Raw genomic sequence first — 21,100 nt, 5'->3', positions numbered from 1 at the left:
CGTACAGTGTCCGGACCCGCTTCATGGAGCATCTGGACAGAACCAACACAAGAAAGGCCCCGCACGGCACGTGCGGGGCGCTTTCTTTGTAGCGGTCGTCCACCCGGACTTCGGGGAATGGCTAGTGTCCGGCCACCGCCGCGGCCAGGGCGAGGACACGCCGGGCGTCATCCACATGGAGGTTCTCGATCATCCGCCCGTCGACCGTGACGACCCCGCGGCCCTCGGCCGTGGCGGCCTCGAAGGCCTCGATGATGCGCCGCGCCTTGTCGGCTTCCTCCGGGGAGGGGGCGAAGACCCTGTTGCAGATCTCCACCTGCTTCGGGTGGATCAGCGTCTTGCCGTCGAAGCCGAACTGCCGGCCCTGGACGCACTCCGCCTCGAAGCCCGCCAGGTCCTGCACGTCGTTGTAGACGCCGTCCAGGATCGCCTTGCCCGCCTCGCGGGCGCCGAGCAGGGCCAGCGACAGCCCGGTCAGCAGCGGGGCCCGGCCGGGGACGTGCTCGGCGTGCAGTTCCTTCGCCAGGTCGTTGGTGCCCATCACCAGCACCGTGAGCCGCTCGGAGGCGGCCGCGACGGCACGGGCGTCCAGCATGGCGCGCGGGGTCTCGACCATCGCCCAGATCGCGGTGCGGTCGGGGGCGCCCGCGGCCTCCAGGGCCCGCTCGACGGCGTGCACGGTGGCCGCGGAGTCGACCTTGGGGACCACCACGGCGTCGGGTCCCGCCTCGGCGGCGGCGCGCAGATCGTCCTCGTGCCAGGGGGTGCCGGGCGCGTTCACCCGGATGGTCAGCTCCCGCCGGCCGTACTCGCCGGAGGCGGCCGCCGCCGCGACCCGCTTGCGGGCATCGGCCTTGGCGTCGGGCGCGACGGAGTCCTCCAGATCGAGGATGAGCGCGTCCGTGGGCAGGTCCTTGGCCTTCTCCAGCGCGCGCTCGTTGGCGCCGGGCATGTACAGCACGGAGCGGCGCGGCCGCAGGGTCGCGTCGGTCATCGGTTCTGCTCCTTCCAGGCGGCCTCGTACGCCTCGGCCAGTTCGGGGTCCCGGGCGGCCAGTGCCTCGGCCAGGTCGACGACGACCTTGCACTGCTTCACGGTCGCGTCGTCCTGCATCTTGCCGTCGATCATCACCGCGCCGGTGCCGTCGCCCATGGCCTCGATGACCCTGCGGGCCCAGGCCACGTCGGCCGGGGCCGGGGAGAAGACCCGCCGGGCGATGTCGATCTGCACCGGGTGCAGGCTCCACGCCCCGACGCAGCCCAGCAGGAAGGCGTTGCGGAACTGGTCCTCGCAGGCCGTGGTGTCCTTGATGTCACCGAAGGGGCCGTAGTACGGCAGGATGCCGTGCGCGGCGCAGGCGTCGACCATGCGCGCGATCGTGTAGTGCCACAGGTCCTGCTGGTAGGTCAGCCGCGGCAGCTCGACATCGGGGTCCTTGGGGTCCTCCCGCACGAGGTACCCCGGGTGCCCTCCGCCGACGCGGGTGGTCTTCATGCGGCGGCTCGCCGCGAGGTCGGCCGGGCCGAGGGAGATGCCCTGCATCCGGGGGCTGGCCCCGGCGATCTCCTCGACATTGGCGACGCCGGTCGCGGTCTCCAGGATCGCGTGCACGAGGATCGGGCGCCGCACACCGGCCCGGGCCTCCAGCTGGGCGAGCAGCCGGTCGACGTAGTGGATGTCCTCGGCGCCCTCGACCTTGGGCACCATGACGACGTCGAGCCGGTCGCCGATCTCGGTGACGAGCGTGATCAGGTCGTCCAGGGCCCACGGCGAGTCGAGGCTGTTGACCCGGGTCCACAGCTGGGTGTCACCGAAGTCGGTGGACTTCCCGATGGCGACCAGGCCCGCCCGTGCGGCTTCCTTGCGGTCGGCCGCGACAGCGTCCTCCAGGTTGCCCAGCAGGACGTCCACCGCGGGCGCGATGGCGGGGACCTTCGCCGCCATCTTCTCGTTGCCCGGATCGAAGAAGTGGATCATCCGCGACGGCCGGAACGGTACCTCCCGTACGGGGGCCGGAGCCCCCACGGCCAGCGGTCGGAAGAAGTCCTTCGCGGAACGCATGCGGTCTCCCAGGGTTCGAGGGTGGGGAGCGTACGGCGTTCACTTTATGATCCGCGGGCGTTCGGCGTTACTGGTCGGTACGTGTGCCGTTGGTCACCGAGCGTCGACGGCGGGCGGACCGCGGGTCGGATCCGGCCGGACCCCGTCGCCGGGGGCGCCGTACCCCTCGTGGGCCCGTCCGGGTGATGACACACGCCGCCCGCCGGGGCCGGGGACGTGATCGAATGGGGTTCTCCGCCGATCCGGGAGGGAACGCGAACGATGGCCACCGCGACCGTGCACAGCCTCACCCACTACCCCGTGAAGGGCTGCGCGGGCGTGCCCGTGAGCCGCGCCGAGGTGACCGCGACCGGCCTGGCCCACGACCGGGTGTTCATGGTGGTGGACGCGGCCGACGGCACCTTCCGCAGCCAGCGCAGACTGCCGCGGATGGCCGTGGTGCGGGCCGGGCTGACCGACGACGGCAAGCACCTGGTCCTGTCGGCGCCCGGCGCCGGGGAGGTGCGGGTCGAGGTCGCGCACGAGGGAGCGCTGCGCCAGGTGAGCATGTTCGACCGGCCGCTCGGCGCGGCTGTCGATCAGGGCGAGGAGGCCGCCCGCTGGCTCTCCGAGGCGCTGGGGCAGCCCTCGCGGCTGGTGCGGGTGCGGCCGGGCTTCGACCGGGACGGCTGGGGCGAGCACCCGGGCAAGGTCAACTTCGCCGACGCGCACGCCCTCTCGGTCGCCTCGCTGGCCTCGCTGGACGACCTCAACCGGCGCATCCGGGAGCGCGGCGCGGAGCCGGTGCCCGTCGACCGCTTCCGCGCCAACATCGTGGTCGCGGGCTGGACCGAGCCGCACACCGAGGACCGGGTCCGCCGCATGACCGCCGGCACCACGGTGCTGGGCTACTCCGCCCGCGCGGTGCGCTGCTCGGTCCCGATGGTCGACCAGGCCACCGGGCGCACGGCCGGACCGGAGCCGGTGCGCACGCTGGCGGACTACCGGCGGGAGCCGGAGTACGGGAACAAGGTGAGCTTCGCGATGAAGGCGGCCGTGCTGCGGCCGGGCGTCGTGGCGGTCGGCGACCGGGTCGAGGTCCAGGTCTGGGAGTGACCGCCGACCCGGTCCGTGGACCGCGCTCCCGGGGAGGTCAGCAGCCTCCGCAGTTGTAGTAGAGGACGTCCCAGTGGTTGCCCTCGTCGGCGTAGATGTTGCCCGAGCCCGACTGGTACTGGGGCGCGCCGTCACCGCGCAGACCGATGTAACCGAACGAGCCGTGGATGTAGTTGGTGATGCAGGTGTTCTTGCCGTAGTCGAGCTTGTAGCCGTTCCAGTGCGAGTAGGTGCCGCTCGCGTGCCCGGTCTCGGTACCGCCGGTGATGTTCAGGGCGCAGCCGCTCGCGTGCTTGAGCGTCACCGCGCCCTGCGCGCTGGCCTGGTTCAGCTGGTCGAACGACGTGCACGTGGAGTTGTTGCGGTCGGAGCAGCCGCCGGACGACGACCATGTGATCCCCGCGGACCGGAACATGGCCGTGGCCTGGGCATGCGTCAACTTCGTGACGGCGTACGCGTCGTGCGAGGCGGTGAGCCCGACGCCGGGTGCGAAGAGGACGCCGAGCGCGAGGACGAGCGCGCTCAGGGCGGAGCGGAACTTCATGGGGGAACCCTCCTGCTGATGACCGTGCATCCTGTGGGGCGGCTGTGCAGGTGGAGCAGGAGGAGTGTTCCCGCGTTCTACGCGCGTATGCGCGGGAGTTGGGCTCCATAGGCCTCACGCGGAAGGCCCCGCAGAGCGTGCGGCGGGGCCTTCGCGGGCCGGTCGGCCGGGCATCCGCCCGTTACGGGAGGTCGCAGATCTGCGTCCATCCGTTGTTGTATCCGTTGCGGTAGCCCACCCGGTAGTCCTGTCCGGCCTCCCTCGGGCTGAAACTGAACCCGAACGCGTTGCAGGATCCGGGGGCGCCCTGCTGGGCATCCGAGAGCCCGTCCCGGTTGCCCTGCTGGAAGCCGCGCTGAGTGGCGGTCAGCGAGGGGACGACCCTGTCGTGCGAGGCGGTCGCCGCCGCGTCCCGTTGCGTGGGGGCGGCCGCGGCCTGTGACATCACGGCCGGCGAGAACGCGAGAGCCGCGGACGCGGCGAGCGGGGTGGCCAGAAGTGCGATGGTTCGCTTCACGCGCATTTCGTATCTTCTTCCTTCGAGACCGGGAACGCGCAGACGGTGCCTCGACCTGACCAGGCGCACGAGACGTGCCGTGATGAGCCAGGGAGCGGAAACTGCACTGCGATGCGCTGGGCACCGTCCAGCCGGCGGATTCCGGCTTTCGCCTCCGTGTGGCTGCGGCTTGCACTCTCCGCAACGGCGGCATCCGTATTTCGACCGTAGCCACCCCTGAGTGAATTGTCCACCTATGGGCTAACGCACCCGATTGATTCGTCAACCGCCCCAACATGCCCTCCCGTAAAAGGTGGATGCCTGCGGCAATCAAAGCGCGACTTGTGGTGCGAGGGCCATTTCTGACGGCCCATGGGAAGGCACGGAAACCGTGTGGACGCGGGCCGGGGCCCGCGTCCACACGGTTTTCCTTACGCACCGCCGCGGCCCTCAGTCCTGCCGCGGCTCGACCCCGGCGCGCAGCAGCCCGAACGCGTAGGCGTCGTCCAGCGCCTGCCAGGAGGCCGCGATGACGTTCTCGCCGACGCCGACCGTGGACCACTCGGACGTGCCGTCGGAGGTGGCGATGAGCACCCGGGTCGTGGACTCGGTGCCGTGCTTGCCCTCCAGGATGCGGACCTTGTAGTCGACCAGTTCCAGCTTGGCCAGCTGCGGGTACGTGCGCTCCAGTGCGACGCGCAGCGCCCGGTCCAGGGCGTTGACCGGCCCGTTGCCCTCCGCGGTGCCGACGATGCGCTGGCCGTCGGCCCAGACCTTGACGGTCGCCTCGTTGGCGTGGATGCCGTCGGGCCGGTCCTCGACGATCGCGCGCCAGGACTCGACGCGGAAGTAGCGGATGGGCCGGCCCACGATCTCCTCGCGCAGCAGGAGTTCGAAGGAGGCGTCGGCCGCTTCGTAGGTGTAGCCCGCGAGTTCGCGTTCCTTGACCCGTTCGACGACCCGGCCGATCAACTCGCGGTCGCCGCCCAGGTCGACGCCGAGCTCCTTGCCCTTGAGCTCGACGGAGGCCCGGCCCGCCATGTCGGACACCAGCATGCGCATGGTGTTGCCGACCAGTTCGGGGTCGATGTGCTGGTAGAGGTCGGGGTCGACCTTGATGGCGGAGGCGTGCAGTCCCGCCTTGTGGGCGAACGCCGACACCCCCACGTACGGCTGGTGCGTGGAGGGCGTGAGGTTGACGACCTCGGCGATCGCGTGCGAGATCCGGGTCATGTCGGCGAGCGCGCCCTCGGGCAGCACGGTGCGGCCGTACTTGAGCTCCAGCGCCGCGACGACGGGGAAGAGGTTGGCGTTGCCGACGCGTTCGCCGTAGCCGTTGGCGGTGCACTGCACGTGCGTGGCGCCCGCGTCGACCGCGGCGAGGCTGTTGGCGACCGCGCACCCCGTGTCGTCCTGGGCGTGGATGCCCAGCCGGGCGCCGGTGTCGGCGAGGACGGTGCGGACCACGGCGGTCACCTGGGCGGGGAGCATCCCGCCGTTGGTGTCGCACAGGACGACGACGTCGGCGCCGGCCTCGTGCGCCGCACGGACGACCTGCTTGGCGTAGACCGGGTTGGCCTTGTAGCCGTCGAAGAAGTGCTCGCAGTCGACGAAGACCCGGCGGCCCTGGGAGCGCAGGTGGGAGACGGTGTCGCGGACCATCTCCAGGTTCTCCTCGAGCGTGGTGCGCAGCGCCAGCTCGACATGGCGGTCGTGGGACTTCGCGACCAGGGTGATGACCGGCGCACCGGACTCCAGCAGCGCCTTGACCTGCGGGTCCTCGGCTGCGCTGCCTCCGGGGCGGCGGGTGGCGCCGAAGGCGACCAGTTGCGCGTGGTGCAGGTCGAGCTCGGTGGCGGCCCGGGCGAAGAACTCGGTGTCGCGCGGGTTGGCGCCGGGCCAGCCGCCCTCGATGAATCCCACCCCGAAGTCGTCCAGGTGCCGGGCGATCGTCAGCTTGTCGGCGACGGTGAGGTTGATGCCCTCGCGCTGCGCGCCGTCGCGCAGCGTGGTGTCGAAGACGTGGAAGCTGTCGTCCAGTACGGCCGTCATGGTCTGATCCAACTCCTGTCGGGTGAGTGGTTCCGGAAGACCGGGTTCCACTTGCCCCCATTTTCCCTCGCGCTGGTCCGCGCCCGGCACGGGTGGGCCGGGAAACGAAAAAACCTCTCGCGGGTGCGAGAGGTCTGCGCGCGGGTCTGGGACACGGTGATCGCTTCCGCCGAGGTCTGCGGTGAGCGGTCACTGAGGACCGGCGCGCCTGCTGCCAATAATCATGGCGAACGAGGGCACGCTCGCAGTCTGCCACACCCCGCCGACGGGTGGGACACGGTCTCACTATGCGGGCGCGAGGGCCTCGTCCAGGAACTCCTTGACGTGCCCGAGCGCCTGTTCGCGGTCCATGCCCGGCAGCCCGATGACCAGCGGCACCCCGAAACCGTCGAGCAGCGCGCGCAGCCGCACGGTCGTCCGCTCGGGGTCCACCGGCCGGAAGTCGCCGCGGGAGACGCCCTCGGCGAGTAGGGCGACCAGGTCACGGTGCCAGACCAGCTCCAGTGCGAGCTGGCGGCGCAGCACCTCCTCGGCGGCCGTGGTCCGGTTCCAGATCTCCGACCACAGGGTCCAGCGGGGATCGCGGCGGCCGTCGGGGAGATAGAGGTCGATCACCGCGTCCAGCCGCTCGCGGGTGGGCACGGGGCGGCCCAGGACGCGGCGGCGTTCGGCCGCGAGTTGCTCCTCGCTCCATTCCAGGGTCTGCAGCAGCAGCTCGTCCTTGCTGCCGAAGTAGTAGAGGATGTGGCCGCTGCTCATGCCCACCTGGCGGCCGAGGCCGGCCATCGTGAGCTCGGCCAGACCGCGTTCGGCGATCGTCGCCATGGCGGCGGCCATCACGTCCTCACGCGGTTGCTTGAGCCGCCGCCTGGGTCGGGCGGTTCCGGTCACCTTGTCTCCTCCCGGGGCGGTCGGGTCACACCTGCGGCTGCTGCTGGGTGACGCAATGAATACCACCCCCATGGGCGAAGATCGTCCGGGCGTCGACGAGCACGACCTCCCGCTCCGGGAAGAGGCGCCCGAAGATCGCCTTGTTCACCTCGTCGGCCGGATCGTCGAAGGCGCACAGGATCACCGCGCCGTTGCACAGGTAGTGGTTGACGTAACTGTGGTCCACCGGCTCGCCGTCCGCCTCCCGCACCCGCGGCGCCGGAAGTTCCACGACCTCCAGCCGCCGCCCTTGGGCGTCGGTGGCGGCCCGCAGCAGGGCGGCGGCCTCCCGCGACACGGCGTGGTCGGGGTGGGACGGGTCGCGCTGGTCGTGGACGACGACGACGCCGGGACGGACGAAGGCCGCGACGATGTCGACGTGCCCGCGGGTACCGAAGCGGCCGTAGTCGGCGGTGAGCCCGCGGGGCAGCCAGATCGCCTTGCGGGTGCCGAGGAAGGCGTGGATCTCGGCCTCGGCCCGCTCCCGGGTCCAGCCGGGATTGCGGCCCGGGTCGAGCTGCACGGTCTCGGTGAGCAGCACGGTGCCCTCGCCGTCCACGTGGACCCCGCCGCCCTCATTGACGAAGGAGGTGGGGTAGCGGCGGGCGGCGGCCTTGCCGGCGACGAGGGCGCCGATCCTGGCGTCGTGCTCCCAGGACGCCCAGTCCTGGGCGCCCCAGCCGTTGAACGTCCAGTCGGCGGCGGCCAGTCCGCGTTCGCCGGTGAGGAAGGTGGGCCCGATGTCGCGCATCCAGGCGTCGTCCAACGGCGCCTCGGCGACCGTGACGGCGGCGCCCAGCACTTCCCTGGCCCCGGCGGCGTCCTCGGGCCGGGCCACGACGGTCACCGGCTCGAAGCGGGCGATCGCCCTCGCCACGGCGGCCCATGCGGCACGCGACGCCGCCAAGTCCTCCGCACCGTCGAAGGTCACGCTGGGGGACGGCCACGCCATCCAGGTGCGCGCGTGCGGTTCCCACTCGGCGGGCATCGCATAGCCGTCGGCGGCGGGGCTGTTGGGCATCGGACCGGTCCTTGTCAGAAGAAGTAGAGACGGCTGAGCGACACCTGTTCCGCGGGCTCGGAGCGCAGCGGGTCGCCGTCGAGCGTCACCAGGCCCGTGCGCGCGTCGACGTCCACCCGTCCCGTACGGGAGTTGAGCACGAGGTCGGCCGGGCCTATGCCGCGGGTGCCGCGCACGGCGACCCGTCGGCGCCGGGTGGGCATGCGGTCGCGGTCCAGGTCCAGGGCGGGCCGGCCGACGAAGGCCACCGACAGGTCGGCGGCGGTGGCGCCGTGGGCCCCGAACAGCGGACCGAGCACCAGGGGTTCGCAGGTGTCGGTGGCGGCGCCCGGGTCTCCGGTCACGCCGTAGGCGGGGAAACCGGACTTGAGCACCATCTGCGGCTTGGCCCCGAAGTACTCCGGCCGCCACAGCACGATGTCGGCGAGCTTGCCGACCTCGATCGAGCCGATCTCGTGGGCCAGTCCGTGGGCGATGGCCGGGTTGACGGTCAGCTTGGCGATGTAGCGCAGCACGCGGGCGTTGTCGTCGTCCCGGCCGTCGCCCTCCAGGGGGCCGGCCTCGGCCTTCATCTTCCCGGCCATGGCGAAGGTGCGGCGCACGGTCTCCCCGGCGCGGCCCATGCCCTGGGCGTCGGAGGAGGTGATGCCGATGGCGCCCAGGTCGTGCAGCACGTCCTCGGCGCCCATCGTCCCCGCCCGGATGCGGTCGCGGGCCATCGCGGCGTCGCCCGGCAGATCCGGTTTGAGGTCGTGGACGGAGACGATCATGCCGTAGTGCTCGGCGACCGCGTCGCGGCCGAAGGGCAGCGTGGGGTTGGTGGACGAGCCGATGACGTTCGGCACTCCGGCCATCTTCAGCACGTTGGGGACGTGGCCGCCGCCGCAGCCCTCGATGTGGAAGGCGTGGACCGTACGCCCTTCCAGCACCCGCAGGGTGTCCTCCACCGACAGGCACTCGTTCAGGCCGTCGCTGTGCAGCGCCACCTGGACGTCGTATTCCTCGGCGACCCGCAGCGCGGTGTCCAGGGCGCGGGTGTGGGCGCCCATGTCCTCGTGGACCTTGAAGCCGCACGCGCCGCCCTCGGCCAGTGCCTCCACCAGCGGTGCCGGGTCGGAGGACGAACCGCGGCCCAGGAAGCCGATGTTGACCGGCCAGGCGTCGAAGGCGTTGAAGGCGTGCCGCAGCGCCCAGGGCGAGTTGACGCCGACGCCCCACACGGGGCCGAACTCCTGGCCGATGATCGTGGTCACGCCGGAGGCGAGCGAGGCCTCCATGATGCGCGGGGACAGCAGGTGGACGTGGGGGTCGACGGCGCCGGCGGTGGCGATCAGCCCCTCGCCGGAGACGATGGACGTACCGGTGCCGACCACGACGTCCACCCCGTCGAGGGTGTCGGGGTTGCCGGCCCGTCCGATGGCGTGGATGCGGCCCTCACGGATACCGACGGAGACTTTCCGGATGCCCAGGACCGCGTCGATGACGAGCACATTGCTGATCACCACGTCGCAGGTCTCCCGTACGGCGGCGGCCTTGAGCGCGAGCCCGTCGCGTGCGGTCTTGCCGAAGCCGGCGAGGAACTCGTCCCCGGGACGCTGGGAGTCCGACTCGACGCGGACCACCAGGCCGGTGTCGCCCAGCCGGACCCGGTCACCGGCGCGCGGCCCGTGCACGGCGGCGTACTCCTGCGGATCGATGCTCATCGCCGCGCCCCCAGGTACCCGCACGCGGCGGCGCGCCGCAGTGCCTCCTCCTTGGCGCCGGGCGCGTCGAGCGGCCCGTCGACGAGCCCCGCGAAGCCGATCGCGATCCGGTCGCCGCCGATCGGGACGAGACCGACCTCCCGCTCCTCCCCCGGGCCGAAGCGCACCGAGGACCCGGCCGGCACGTTCAGCCGCATGCCGTAGGCCGCCGCACGGTCGAAGTCCAGCCGGGGGTTGGCCTCGAAGAGGTGGAAGTGCGAGGTGACGCTGACCGGTACCGACGCGGTGTTGCGCACCGTCACGAAGGCCTCGGACGGCCGCTCGGGCACAGCGGGGCCGGGCAGCACCGCGCCGGGGGCCAGTTCGCGCAGAGAGCCCCCGCCGATCGGGTCGCCGACCACGGCCAGCCGCGAGCCGTCGTCGAAGACGGCCTCGACATGGACCTCGGTCACGATGTCCGCCACGCCGGGCAGCACGTCGTCCGGGCCGAGCACGGCGCGGCCGGCCTCGACGGCCTCCGCGAGGCGCGCGCCGTCGCGCGCGGCCTCGCACACCGCGTCGGCGATCAGCGCGGTGGCTTCCGGCACATTGAGCCGCAGCCCGCGGGCGCGGCGCGCCCGCGCCAGTTCGGCCGCGCCGAAGAGCAGCAGCCGGTCACGTTCGGTCGGGGTCAGCCGCACGCTTCCGCACCTCCCACGAGATCACCGGGGCACCTTTTAGAACGCCACTCTAAATCCGAACGAGTCTTAGGGGAAGGGGCGGCCCGCACCCTGTGGACAAAGACCGCTGACACGATGGAACGACGCTCTAACAGACCGGTGCATGGGTGCCCGCGGGGGCACGGGGGCACGGGTACGTGGATGCGCGCCGGGAAACGCGAAGCGGCCGCGTCAGGCCCCGGAGAGATCTCCGTGACCGGACGCGGCCGCCGTCGGACGTCGCGCGACCGAGGGGGTCAGACCCCGAGCGGGTGCATCCAGCCGTGCAGGTCGGGGGCCTGCCCGGTCTGGATGTCCAGCAGGGCCTTGCGCAGCTTCATCGTCACCTCGCCGGACTTCCCGTCGGCGACGCTCCAGTTCGCCCGGGTGGACTTCACGGAGCCGACCGGCGTGATGACCGCGGCGGTGCCGCAGGCGAAGACCTCGGTCAGGGAGCCGTCCGCGTTGCCGTTCTTCCAGTCGTCGACGGAGACGCGGCCCTCGGAGACCTCGTAGCCGAGGTCCTCCGCGATGCGCAGCAGCGAGGCGCGGGTGATGCCGGGCAGCAGCGAGCCGGTCAGCTCGGGGGTGACGATCCTGTCCCCGTAGACGAAGTACAGGTTCATGCCGCCCATCTCCTCGATCCAGCGGCGCTCGATCGCGTCCAGCCAGACGACCTGGTCGCAGCCGTGCTCGATGGCCTGCGCCTGGGCGACGAGGGACGCCGCGTAGTTGCCGCCGGCCTTGGCCGCGCCGGTGCCGCCGGGTGCGGCGCGCACGTACTCCTCGGAGAGCCAGACCGAGACCGGCTTGACGCCGCCGGGGAAGTAGGCGCCGGCCGGGGAGGCGATGACCATGAACAGGTACTCGTTGGCGGGCCGCACGCCGAGGCCCACCTCGGTCGCGAACATGAAGGGCCGCAGGTACAGCGACTGCTCGCCGGTGCTGGGCACCCACGCCCGGTCCTGGGCGACCAGGGCGTCGCAGGCGGCCAGGAAGGTCTCGACCGGGAGTTCCGGCATGGCCAGGCGGCGGGCCGAGGCCTGGAAGCGCTCGGCGTTGGCCTCGGGCCGGAAGGTGGCGACCGAGCCGTCCGGCTGGCGGTAGGCCTTCAGCCCCTCGAAGATCGTCTGCGCGTAGTGCAGCGTCATGTTCGCCGGGTCGATGGACAGGGGCGCGTACGGCACGAGCTCCGCGTCGTGCCAGCCCCGGCCCTCGGTCCACCGGATCGTCACCATGTGGTCGGTGAAGTGGCGGCCGAATCCGGGGTCGGCGAGGATCGCCTCGCGCTGCGCGTGCGGCAGCGGATGCGAGGAGGGCTTGAGCTCGATCGTGGGCGTCGTCGTCATCAATGATGTCCTTCGCGTCTGGTCATGTCGGACCGCACCCGCAGTCCTCCAGGTGCCAGGACATCCGAGTTTCCCCTCGCACAGCGGCCCCACCGCCGATTATCGCAGCGCCGGGGCCGTGGACATACATGTGCGGCCCGAGAGGTCTGGGTCAGTCGTGATCGCGCGCTGACCGTCCGGGCCGACTGAGGGGGCTGACCCGGCGGTCAGCCGGCTACTCGTGCGGCGAGCGTGTCGCCGATCTCACTGGTGCCGCGCGTACCGGAGCGCTCCGCGAGGTCCGCGGCGACCGCGGCCTCGATGCGCTCGGCCTCGGCCTCGTAGCCCAGGTGCTGCAGCAGCAGGGCGACGGAGAGCACCGTCGCGGTCGGGTCGGCCTTGCCCTGGCCGGCGATGTCCGGGGCGGAACCGTGCACCGGCTCGAACATCGACGGGAAGTCGCCGGACGGGTTGATGTTCCCGCTGGCGGCGAGGCCGATGCCACCGGTCACGGCGGCGGCGAGGTCGGTGAGGATGTCACCGAAGAGGTTGTCGGTGACGATCACGTCGAAGCGCTCGGGCTGGGTGACAAAGAAGATCGTCGCCGCGTCCACGTGCAGGTAGTCGGTGGTGACCTCGGGGTACTCCTCGCCGACCTTGTCGAAGATGTTCTTCCACAGGTGGCCGGCGTGCACGAGGACGTTGTTCTTGTGCACCAGCGTCAGCTTCCTGCGCGGACGGGCCTGGGCACGGGCATAGGCGTCGCGGACCACCCGCTCGATGCCGAACGCGGTGTTGAGGCTGACCTCGGTGGCCACCTCGTGCGGCGTTCCGGTCCGCAGGGAGCCGCCGTTCCCGACGTACGGGCCCTCGGTTCCCTCGCGGACCACGACGAAGTCGATCAGCGGGTCGCCCGCCAGCGGTCCCTCGACGCCCGGGTAGAGCTTGGAGGGACGGAGGTTGACGTGGTGGTCGAAGGCGAAGCGCAGCTTCAGCAGCAGCCCGCGCTCCAGCACGCCGGAGGGGACGGAGGGGTCGCCGACCGCGCCCAGCAGGATCGCGTCGTGCGCCTTCAGCTGCTCCAGCTCCGCGTCGGGCAGGGTCTCGCCCGTCTCGTGCCAGCGCTTGGCGCCGAGGAGGTACTCCTTCGTCTCCAGCTTCACGTCCTGCGGAAGGACGGCGGAGAGGACCTTGAGGCCCTCGGCCACGACTTCCTGGCCGATGCCGTCACCGGGGATCACTGCGAGGCTGATGCTGCGAGACATGCCGGACACCTTACTCGGCCGTCCACTGGATGACACATCCTGTCCGTATGGCGGACGCCCCCCCCGGGTCGGGGGGCGCCCACCCCGGCCCGGAGGGCGTCGGCACACGACGCCGCGGCGGTCTCGGCGGCCACCGCGGACGGTGCGCGAGTGGATCACTTCACCATCGCGCACACGGCCAGGTAGGCGAGGCGGCGCAAGCGCCGGATGGGGCGGGGCACAAGGGCGGTCATCGCTGCTCGTGTCCCGTCGAGCCGCCGTTGTCGCGGCGGTCGAGTGCGCGCTGGAGGGCTTCGGCGGCGTTCTTGCGGGCGGTCTCGTCCATGGTGAACAGCTCCCTAGGAGAAAGAGGAGGGTTGCGTCGCCATAGAACGGGGCGGGGAGCGGGCGCTGCAGGGGGTGACCTGCTTCGGGTGCGCGGCTCTCGTCCGCCGGTCGCTGGTGGAGCGAGACGTTCGGCTTCTACCAAGCTAGGACAGCACGGCTCTTCTGTCTCCACAATTACTCGGACTTCCTACTATCTGAGACGGCGAAGGCCCGGCTTCCCCCGATCGGGGGAAGCCGGGCCCTGCCCCTTGCGGGCTCTACCGGACGGCCGGAGCTCAGCCCATGTGCGGGTAGCGGTAGTCGGTCGGCGGCACCAGGGCCTCCTTGATCGACCGGGTCGACGTCCAGCGCATCAGGTTCTGCGCGGCGCCCGCCTTGTCGTTGGTGCCGGACGCGCGGCCGCCGCCGAAGGGCTGCTGGCCGACGACGGCACCGGTGGACTTGTCGTTGATGTAGAAGTTGCCGGCCGCGAAGCGCAGCTTGGCCATGACGTGGGCGACGGCCGCCCGGTCGCGGGCGACGACCGAGCCGGTCAGCGCGTAGGCGGCGACGGACTCCATCTGGGCGAGCATCGCCTCGAAAGCGCCCTCCTCGGCGTCGTCGTAGACGTGGATGCCGAGGACGGGGCCGAAGTACTCCTCGCGGAAGATCTCGTTCTCGGGGTCGGACGAGACCAGCACGGTGGGCCGGACGAACCAGCCGACGCTGTCGTCGTAGCTGCCGCCGGCGACGACCTCGACCGACGGGTCGGCCTTGGCGCGGTCGATGGCCGCCTTGTTCTTGGCGAAGGCCCGGTCGTCGATCACCGCGCCGATGAAGTTCGACAGGTCGGTGACGTCACCCATGGTGAGGCCGTCGACCTCGGCCGCGAACTCCTCCTTGAAGCCGTTCTCCCACAGCGAGCGCGGGATGTAGGCGCGGGAGGTGGCCGAGCACTTCTGGCCCTGGTACTCGAAGGCGCCGCGGGTGAGCGCGGTCTTCAGCACGGCCGGGTCGGCGGACGGGTGGGCGACGACGAAGTCCTTGCCGCCGGTCTCGCCGACGATCCGCGGGTAGCTGCGGTACTTCTCGATGTTGCCGCCGACCGTCCTCCACAGGTGCTGGAAGGTCCGGGTGGAACCGGTGAAGTGGATGCCGGCCAGGTCCGGGTGCTCGAGGGCCACCTCGGAGACGGCGATGCCGTCGCCGGTGACCAGGTTGATCACGCCCTTGGGCAGCCCGGCCTCCTCCAGCAGCTCCATCAGCAGCACGGCGGAGTGCGTCTGGGTCGGGGAGGGCTTCCACACCACGACGTTGCCCATGAGCGCGGGCGCGGTCGGCAGGTTGCCGGCGATGGCGGTGAAGTTGAACGGGGTGATCGCGTAGACGAAGCCCTCGAGCGGGCGGTGGTCGAGGCGGTTCCACACGCCGGGCGAGTTGGCGATCGGCTGCTCGGCCAGGATCTGCCGGGCGAAGTGCACGTTGAAGCGCCAGAAGTCGACGAGCTCGCAGGGGCTGTCGATCTCGGCCTGCTGCGCGGTCTTGGACTGGCCGAGCATCGTCGAGGCGGCGATCGTCTCCCGCCAGGGGCCGGCCAGCAGGTCGGCCGCGCGCAGGATGATCGCGGCGCGGTCGTCGAAGGACATCGCGCGCCAGGCCGGGGCGGCGGCGAGGGCGGCCTCGACCGCGTCGCGGGCGTCGTCCTGGGTGGCGTTGGCGTACGTGCCCAGGCGGGCACCGTGGTTGTGCGGCTGCACGACGTCGAAGCGCTCGCCGCCACCCATCCGCTTCACGCCGCCGATCGTCATGGGCAGCTCGACCGGGTTCCCGGCCAGCTCCTTCAGCTTCGCCTCCAGGCGGGCCCGCTCCGGGCTCCCCGGGGCGTAGGAGTGCACCGGCTCGTTCACCGGGGCGGGGACCTGGGTCACGGCGTCCATGGAAGACATCTCCTTGTGTCCTTGGGGGTGGCGGGAAGTCAGCGGGTGGGGAGGAAGGACCGCAGGAAGAAGGCCAGGTTCGCCGGCCGCTCCGCGAGCCGGCGCATGAAGTACCCGTACCAGTCTGCGCCGTACGGGACGTAAATGCGCATGCGCTCGCCGTCCTCCGCCAGCCGCCGCTGCTCGGCGGTGCGGATGCCGTAGAGCATCTGGAACTCGTAGGAGCCCTGCTTGCGGCCGTTGCGGTGGGCCAGTTCCTGGGCGATCGCGATCAGCCGCGGGTCGTGGGAGCCGACCATCGGGTAGCCGTCGCCCGCCATGAGGATCTTCAGGCAGCGCACGTAGGCCCGGTCGACCTCGGTCTTGTCCTGGAGGGCGACGGAGGCGGGCTCCTTGTACGCTCCCTTGACCAGGCGGACCCGGGAGCCGGCGACGGCGAGGCGGCGGGCGTCGTCCTCGGTGCGGAAGAGGTAGGACTGCAGCACCGCGCCCGTGCCCGGGTGGCGCTCGCGCAGCTCGGCGAGGATCGCCAGCGTGGAGTCGACCGTGGTGTGGTCCTCCATGTCGAGCGTGACGGTGGTGCCGATCTCGCTCGCCAGCTCGGCGACCGGACGGACGTTCTCCAGGGCGATCTCGTGACCGCCCACCGGCAGCGCCTGGCCGAAGGCAGAGAGCTTCACGGAGACCTCGGCCCGGGTGCCGGCGCCCTCCTCGCGCAGCGCCTCCAGCAGCCGCAGGTACGCGTCCCGGGTCGCCACGGCCGTCGCCTTGTCGGTGACGTCCTCGCCCAGGTGGTCGAGGGTGACCTCCAGGCCGGACGAGGTCAGCGACCGCACGGTCTCCATGGCGGGCGCCAGTTCGTCGCCCGCGATGAAGCGGTTGACGACCGGACGGGTGATCGGCGCGCCCGCGACGACGCGGCGCATACGGTCGCTGCGCGAGGCGGCGAGCAGTACGGGACCCAGCACGGTCTCCTCCTGGAGCAAGGGCTGCCCAGGGGACAGGCAGCGTCGTCCGTGAAATCTAGGGTTCGCCTACCCCGTCGGCCATCGACACCTGTCACGCGTCGGAACGGCGTCCCTCATACAGATGTATGAGGGAGAATGACGGCGTGCGCGGTGACTACCAGGAGCTGGTCGACGAGGTGTCGGCGCTCCTCGGCGCCCCCGCGACCCTGGAGGACCGGGACTTCCGGCTGATCGCCTTCGGCGCGCACGACAGCGAGGACGACGCGGTGATGGACCCGGTCCGCACCCGTTCCATCCTGACCCGGCGCTCCACCGCCGAGGTCCGCGCCTGGTTCGAGCGGTTCGGCATCGCGCGCGCCACCGGCCCCGTCCACATCCCCGCCGAGACCGACGCCGGGGTCTTCCGGCCCCGGCTCTGCCTGCCGGCCCGGCACGGCGGTGTCGTGCACGGCTACGTGTGGCTGCTGGACAGTGCCGGGCACACCGCCGCGCAACTCGCCGCGGCCATGGAGGTGGCCGCCAGGATCGGCGCGCTGCTGGCCGCCGAGTCCCGGGCCGGCGCCGACGCGGGACGCGCCCTGGCCGCCCTGCTCACCGCCCGTCCCGGCCGCGGACGGGACGGCGCCCGCGAGGAGTTGCGGGCGGCTCTCGGCCCCGACGCGGAGGAGGTGCACGCACTGGTGTGCGTGCTGCCGTGGCGATCCGGCGACGCGGACGGGGCCGGGGCGCCGGGACCGCGGACGGTGCCGGGCGCGGCGGCCTTGTGCGTACTGCCTCCGGGCGACATCGAGGGCCTGCCGCTGCCCGGGCTCGCGGCGCTCGTGCGGCTGCGGTCGGCGTCCGTCCCGGCCCCCGCCGTGAGCGCCGCCGGCCGGCTCCTGGAGGGAAACGGCACCGGACAGGCGCCGACGGCCGCCCGGGCCGGGGTCAGCGCACCGCGCCAGGGGCTGGACGCGCTGCCCGGCGCCTGGCACGAGGCGGTGGCCGCCGCCCGGGCCGCCCGGGCCCAGCCGCGGCTCGGCCCGGTCGCCGAATGGGGCGCGATCGGCCCGTACCGCACGCTCGCCGCGCTGCCGGCCGGCGCCCTCGACCCGGCCGTACGGCCGCTGCTGGAACCCTCGCACGCCGAACTCGCGCGCACCGCCGAGGTGTTCCTCGACTGCGCGGGGCAGGCCGGGCGCGCCGCCGCTGAGCTGCGGATCCACCGGCAGACCCTGTACTACCGGCTGTCGCGCGTCGAGCGGCTCACCGGGCTGGACCTGGACGACGGCGAGGACCGCCTGCTGCTCCACATGGCCCTCAAGACGGCACGCCTCGGCGACTGACCCGACTGTTGCCGACCGAAGGGGGCACAAGTAACGTGGCGCGGCCAGGGACGTTCGATCAACGCGCGGCGGACGCGGGGGGAACCGGCGCCAGGCGCGGCGGACAGCGGGACAAGGGGATCGGGAACCGGTGACTCATTCCACGGAGGCGTTCGGGCGCGAGCACACGGCCCTGCCGGGCACATCCGCGAAGGACTCCGCCCCCTGGTCACGACCGGACCGCCGGCTGGTGCTCTCCCTCCTGCTCCTGGCGCTGTCCCTGGCGGCCTTCACCGCCCTGTGCCTGTCGATGTCCGTGCCGATGGCCGACATGCAGGTGTACCGGGCCGAAGGCGCGGCCGTCGTGAACGGCACGGACCTGTACGGCTTCACGGTCACCGAGTGGAACCTGCCGGCGACCTACCCGCCCTTCGCCGCGATGCTGTTCGTCCCGACGACCTGGCTGCCGGTCCTCCTGCTCAAGCTCGCCTTCATGGCCGGCAACCTGGCGCTGCTCGGCCTGCTCGCCCACCTGTCGTGCCGGTCCGCCAACTGGCCGCGGGCGCGCGGCTCGCGCTGGACCGTGGTGGTGCTGGCGATGGCCCTCGGACTGTGGCTGGAGCCGGTGTTCCAGACCATGCTGTACGGCCAGATCAACCTGCTGCTCGCGGTCCTGGTGCTGTGGGACCTCAGCCGGCCGGCCGGCGCCCGGGGCAAGGGCGTCGCCATCGGCATCGCGGCCGGCATCAAGCTCACCCCGGCGATCTTCGCCGTCTACCTGCTGCTGACCGGCCGCCGCAAGGAGGCCGCCGTGGCGGGGGCGAGCTTCGCCGGTACAGCGCTGCTGGGCGCGCTGGCCCTGCCCGGCGCGACCGTCGACTACTGGACCCGCGCCATCTTCGACACCAGCCGGATCGGCAAGGTCTGGATCGTCGACAACCAGTCGCTGCAGGGGCTGGTGGCGCGTGCCCTGCACACCCCGCACCCGGGGATGGTCTGGGCGGCGTCGGCGTTCGCCGTGGCCTGCGCGGGGACGGCGCTGTCGGTGTGGCTGGGGCGGCTGGGCCGCGAGGACTGGGGCGTCGTGTGCTGCGCCGTGACGGCCCTGCTGATCACGCCGATCAGCTGGTCGCACCACTGGGTGTGGTGCGTGCCGCTGCTGATCCTGCTGGCCGCGGACGCCCCGCGCTGGGTGCTGCGGGTGACCGCCGTGGTGTTCCTCGCCCGCAGCCTGTGGATCGTGCCGAAGGCCGGCGACCTCGACCTTCACCTGGCCTGGTGGCTGCAGCCGTTCGCGTCCCCGTACCCGGTGCTGGGGCTGCTGTTCCTGGTGGCGGTGGCCGTCCGCTTCCGGCCCTCCTCCCCCGACGTCGCGGCCGCGACGCGGCAGGGGCGGCCGTCCCGGATCTCCCAGGCCGGCCGCCCCTCGCGGAACGAAGCCGCGATCAGTTCTCGAGATTGACCGCGCGCGCCGACGTGGCGCCGATCTCCGCGGCGATGTCGCCCAGCACCGGCGCCGGGATGGCCGTGTCGACCGTCAGCGCCACCAGGGCCTCGCCACCGGCCTCGTGACGGGCCACCTGCATGCCGGCGATGTTGACGCCCGCGTCGCCCAGGACGCGGCCGATGGTGCCGACGACACCGGGCCGGTCGGTGTAGCGGAGGAAGGCCATGTGGTCGGCGAGGACCAGGTCCACGTCGTCGTCGCCGACGGCCACGATCTTCTGGATGTGCTTGGGGCCGGCCAGCGTGCCCGACACCGCGACCTCGGTGCCGTCCGACAGGGTGCCGCGGACGGTGACCAGGTTGCGGTGGTCCGGGGACTCGCTGCTGGTGGTCAGGCGCACCTCGACACCGCGCTCCTGCGCGAAGAGCGGGGCGTTGACGTAGGACACCGTCTCGTCGACGACGTCCTCGAAGACGCCCTTGAGCGCGGACAGCTCCAGCACCTTCACGTCGTGCTGGGTGATCTCGCCGCGCACCTCGACGTCCAGTCGCACCGCGACCTCCCCGGCCAGGGCGGTGAAGATGCGGCCCAGCTTCTCGGCGAGCGGCAGGCCCGGGCGCACGTCCTCGGCGATGACGCCGCCCTGGACGTTGACCGCGTCCGGCACGAGCTCGCCGGCCAGCGCGAGGCGCACCGAGCGGGCGACGGAGATGCCCGCCTTCTCCTGGGCCTCGTCGGTCGAGGCGCCCAGGTGCGGGGTGGCCACCACGTTGTCGAACTGGAAGAGCGGCGAGTCGGTGCACGGCTCCTTGGCGTACACGTCCAGGCCCGCGCCGCCGACCCGGCCCTCCTTGAGCGCCGCGAACAGCGCCTCCTCGTCCACGATCCCGCCGCGCGCGGCGTTGACGATGCGGACGTGCGGCTTGACCTTGCGCAGCGCCTCGTCCCCGATCAGGCCGACCGTCTCGGGGGTCTTGGGCAGGTGCACGGTGATGAAGTCGGAGACCTCCAGCAGCTCGTCGAGGCTGAGGATCTTCACGCCCATCTGGGCGGCGCGCGCGGGCTGGATGTAGGGGTCGTAGGCGACGATCTTCATGCCGAAGGCCGACATGCGCTGCGCGACCAGCGCGCCGATGCGGCCGAGGCCGACCACGCCGAGGGTCTTCTCGGCCAGCTCGACGCCGGTGTACTTGTTGCGCTTCCACTCGCCCTGCTTGAGCGCGGCGTTGGCCGGGGCGATGTTGCGCGCGACGGAGATGAGCAGGCCGCAGGCGAGCTCGGCGGCGGTGACGATGTTGGAGGTGGGCGCGTTGACGACCATGACGCCGGCCTTGGTCGCGGCGGAGACGTCGACGTTGTCGAGGCCCACGCCCGCGCGGGCCACGACCTTGAGCTTGGGGGCGGCGGCGACGGCCTCGGCGTCGACCTTCGTGGCACTGCGGATCAGGATGGCGTCGGCATCGGCGATCGCGCTCAACAACTCGGCTCGGTCCGCGCCGTTGCAGTGCCGGATCTCGAAGTCCGGCCCCAGGGCCTCGACGGTGGCGGGAGAGAGCTCTTCGGCGATGAGTACGACGGGGTTGCTCACGTGAGTCCTCACTAGTCCCTGGCCGGCGGCCGCGTCCCGACGGCCGAAGGCGGTGGAGGGGAGATGGCATGCCGCGTGGAGACGCACGACGCTGTGAGCCTGACGCGCTTGTTAAGGGAGTGTATCGGCGGCGGGCGCCGCATCCTGCGCCATCGCGGAAGGATCACCCGCACGAGGGTGTACGAGGTGGCCAAAGCGGACGGTCCCGGGGGCGCGGAGCCTCCGGGACCGTACAAACCGCTGAAGGCATTACGCCTCTTCGTCCACCCAGCTCATCAGCTTGCGCAGCTTCTTGCCGGTGGTCTCCAGCAGGTGGTTCTCGTCGGCCTTCTTGTACTCGTTGTACTTCGGCAGGCC

At 71.9% G+C, this 21,100-nt stretch carries 17 protein-coding genes and 1 pseudogene; 3 read left to right on the top strand and 15 right to left on the bottom strand.

Annotated features, from left to right (window positions below; translation table 11 throughout):
• Positions 1-121 precede the first annotated feature (121 nt).
• On the bottom strand, positions 122-994 hold the full coding sequence (locus ACIP98_RS22990) for a CoA ester lyase (protein ID WP_319659786.1): 873 nt from the start codon (positions 992-994) through the stop codon (positions 122-124).
• Entirely contained in the window at positions 991-2,061 is a 1,071-nt protein-coding gene (locus tag ACIP98_RS22985) for an HpcH/HpaI aldolase/citrate lyase family protein (RefSeq protein ID WP_401977709.1), read from the bottom strand. Before ACIP98_RS22985 ends, ACIP98_RS22990 begins: the two co-directional genes overlap by 4 nt.
• A 261-nt stretch (positions 2,062-2,322) precedes the next feature.
• On the opposite strand from ACIP98_RS22985, the gene ACIP98_RS22980 reads away from it, so the two are divergent.
• A complete protein-coding gene (locus ACIP98_RS22980) occupies positions 2,323-3,156 on the top strand; it encodes an MOSC N-terminal beta barrel domain-containing protein (RefSeq protein ID WP_319659788.1) in 834 nt (277 codons plus the stop codon).
• A 37-nt stretch (positions 3,157-3,193) separates the two neighbouring features.
• Here the strand turns inward: ACIP98_RS22980 and ACIP98_RS22975 are convergent, their stop codons facing one another.
• The 11 genes from ACIP98_RS22975 to ACIP98_RS22925 form a co-directional block, all read right to left on the bottom strand.
• Entirely contained in the window at positions 3,194-3,700 is a 507-nt protein-coding gene (locus ACIP98_RS22975; protein ID WP_319659789.1) for a hypothetical protein, read from the bottom strand.
• A 181-nt stretch (positions 3,701-3,881) separates the two neighbouring features.
• Complete coding sequence (locus ACIP98_RS22970) at positions 3,882-4,217, bottom strand: hypothetical protein (RefSeq protein ID WP_319659790.1); 336 nt, start codon at positions 4,215-4,217, stop codon at positions 3,882-3,884.
• Positions 4,218-4,646: 429 nt separating this feature from the next.
• Positions 4,647-6,248 carry a citramalate synthase gene (gene cimA, locus ACIP98_RS22965; RefSeq protein ID WP_319659791.1) on the bottom strand — a complete coding sequence of 534 codons (1,602 nt, stop codon included), beginning with the start codon at positions 6,246-6,248 and terminating at the stop codon, positions 4,647-4,649.
• Positions 6,249-6,533: 285 nt separating this feature from the next.
• Positions 6,534-7,139 (bottom strand): TetR/AcrR family transcriptional regulator, encoded by a 606-nt coding sequence (locus tag ACIP98_RS22960; RefSeq protein WP_319659792.1) that lies wholly within the window; start codon positions 7,137-7,139, stop codon positions 6,534-6,536.
• 25 nt (positions 7,140-7,164) lie between these two features.
• Positions 7,165-8,199: an agmatine deiminase family protein gene (locus ACIP98_RS22955; protein ID WP_319659793.1), complete on the bottom strand. Its 1,035-nt coding sequence runs from the start codon at positions 8,197-8,199 to the stop codon at positions 7,165-7,167.
• A gap of 14 nt (positions 8,200-8,213) precedes the next feature.
• The gene (locus ACIP98_RS22950; RefSeq protein WP_401977707.1) at positions 8,214-9,902 is read right to left on the bottom strand and encodes an urease subunit alpha; all 1,689 of its coding nucleotides are present in this window, start codon (positions 9,900-9,902) and stop codon (positions 8,214-8,216) included.
• Complete coding sequence (ureA, locus tag ACIP98_RS22945) at positions 9,899-10,582, bottom strand: urease subunit gamma (protein ID WP_401977705.1); 684 nt, start codon at positions 10,580-10,582, stop codon at positions 9,899-9,901. The genes ACIP98_RS22950 and ureA overlap by 4 nt, the downstream gene beginning before the upstream one ends.
• 275 nt (positions 10,583-10,857) lie before the next feature.
• Positions 10,858-11,949, bottom strand: coding sequence for a branched-chain amino acid aminotransferase (locus ACIP98_RS22940; protein WP_319659796.1), 1,092 nt, complete (start codon positions 11,947-11,949; stop codon positions 10,858-10,860).
• Positions 11,950-12,155: 206 nt separating this feature from the next.
• On the bottom strand, positions 12,156-13,193 hold the full coding sequence (locus ACIP98_RS22935) for a 3-isopropylmalate dehydrogenase (RefSeq protein ID WP_401977703.1): 1,038 nt from the start codon (positions 13,191-13,193) through the stop codon (positions 12,156-12,158).
• A 602-nt stretch (positions 13,194-13,795) separates the two neighbouring features.
• A complete protein-coding gene (pruA, locus tag ACIP98_RS22930) occupies positions 13,796-15,436 on the bottom strand; it encodes an L-glutamate gamma-semialdehyde dehydrogenase (RefSeq protein ID WP_401977701.1) in 1,641 nt (546 codons plus the stop codon).
• Positions 15,437-15,474: 38 nt separating this feature from the next.
• On the bottom strand, positions 15,475-16,404 hold the full coding sequence (locus ACIP98_RS22925) for a proline dehydrogenase family protein (protein ID WP_319659799.1): 930 nt from the start codon (positions 16,402-16,404) through the stop codon (positions 15,475-15,477).
• Positions 16,405-16,529: 125 nt separating this feature from the next.
• Here ACIP98_RS22925 and ACIP98_RS22920 point away from each other — a divergent pair, with 125 nt between their 5' ends.
• Positions 16,530-17,729 carry a helix-turn-helix domain-containing protein gene (locus tag ACIP98_RS22920; RefSeq protein WP_319659800.1) on the top strand — a complete coding sequence of 400 codons (1,200 nt, stop codon included), beginning with the start codon at positions 16,530-16,532 and terminating at the stop codon, positions 17,727-17,729.
• A gap of 130 nt (positions 17,730-17,859) precedes the next feature.
• Positions 17,860-19,170, top strand: a complete 1,311-nt coding sequence (locus ACIP98_RS22915; protein WP_319659801.1) for a glycosyltransferase 87 family protein — start codon at positions 17,860-17,862, stop codon at positions 19,168-19,170.
• Here the strand turns inward: ACIP98_RS22915 and serA are convergent.
• Both serA and ACIP98_RS22905 read right to left on the bottom strand, forming a co-directional pair.
• Positions 19,154-20,743, bottom strand: a complete 1,590-nt coding sequence (serA, locus tag ACIP98_RS22910; RefSeq protein WP_319659803.1) for a phosphoglycerate dehydrogenase — start codon at positions 20,741-20,743, stop codon at positions 19,154-19,156. The two genes, ACIP98_RS22915 and serA, sit on opposite strands and share 17 nt — an antisense overlap.
• 249 nt (positions 20,744-20,992) lie before the next feature.
• Positions 20,993-21,100: pseudogene (locus ACIP98_RS22905) on the bottom strand (ketol-acid reductoisomerase); the annotation flags it as partial.

It is taken from the genome of Streptomyces sp. NPDC088354, from assembly GCF_044753585.1.
In the GTDB taxonomy this organism is placed as follows: domain Bacteria; phylum Actinomycetota; class Actinomycetes; order Streptomycetales; family Streptomycetaceae; genus Actinacidiphila.
Note: the sequence above shows the minus strand (reverse complement) of the source record. Positions and strands in the feature narration are given on the sequence as shown.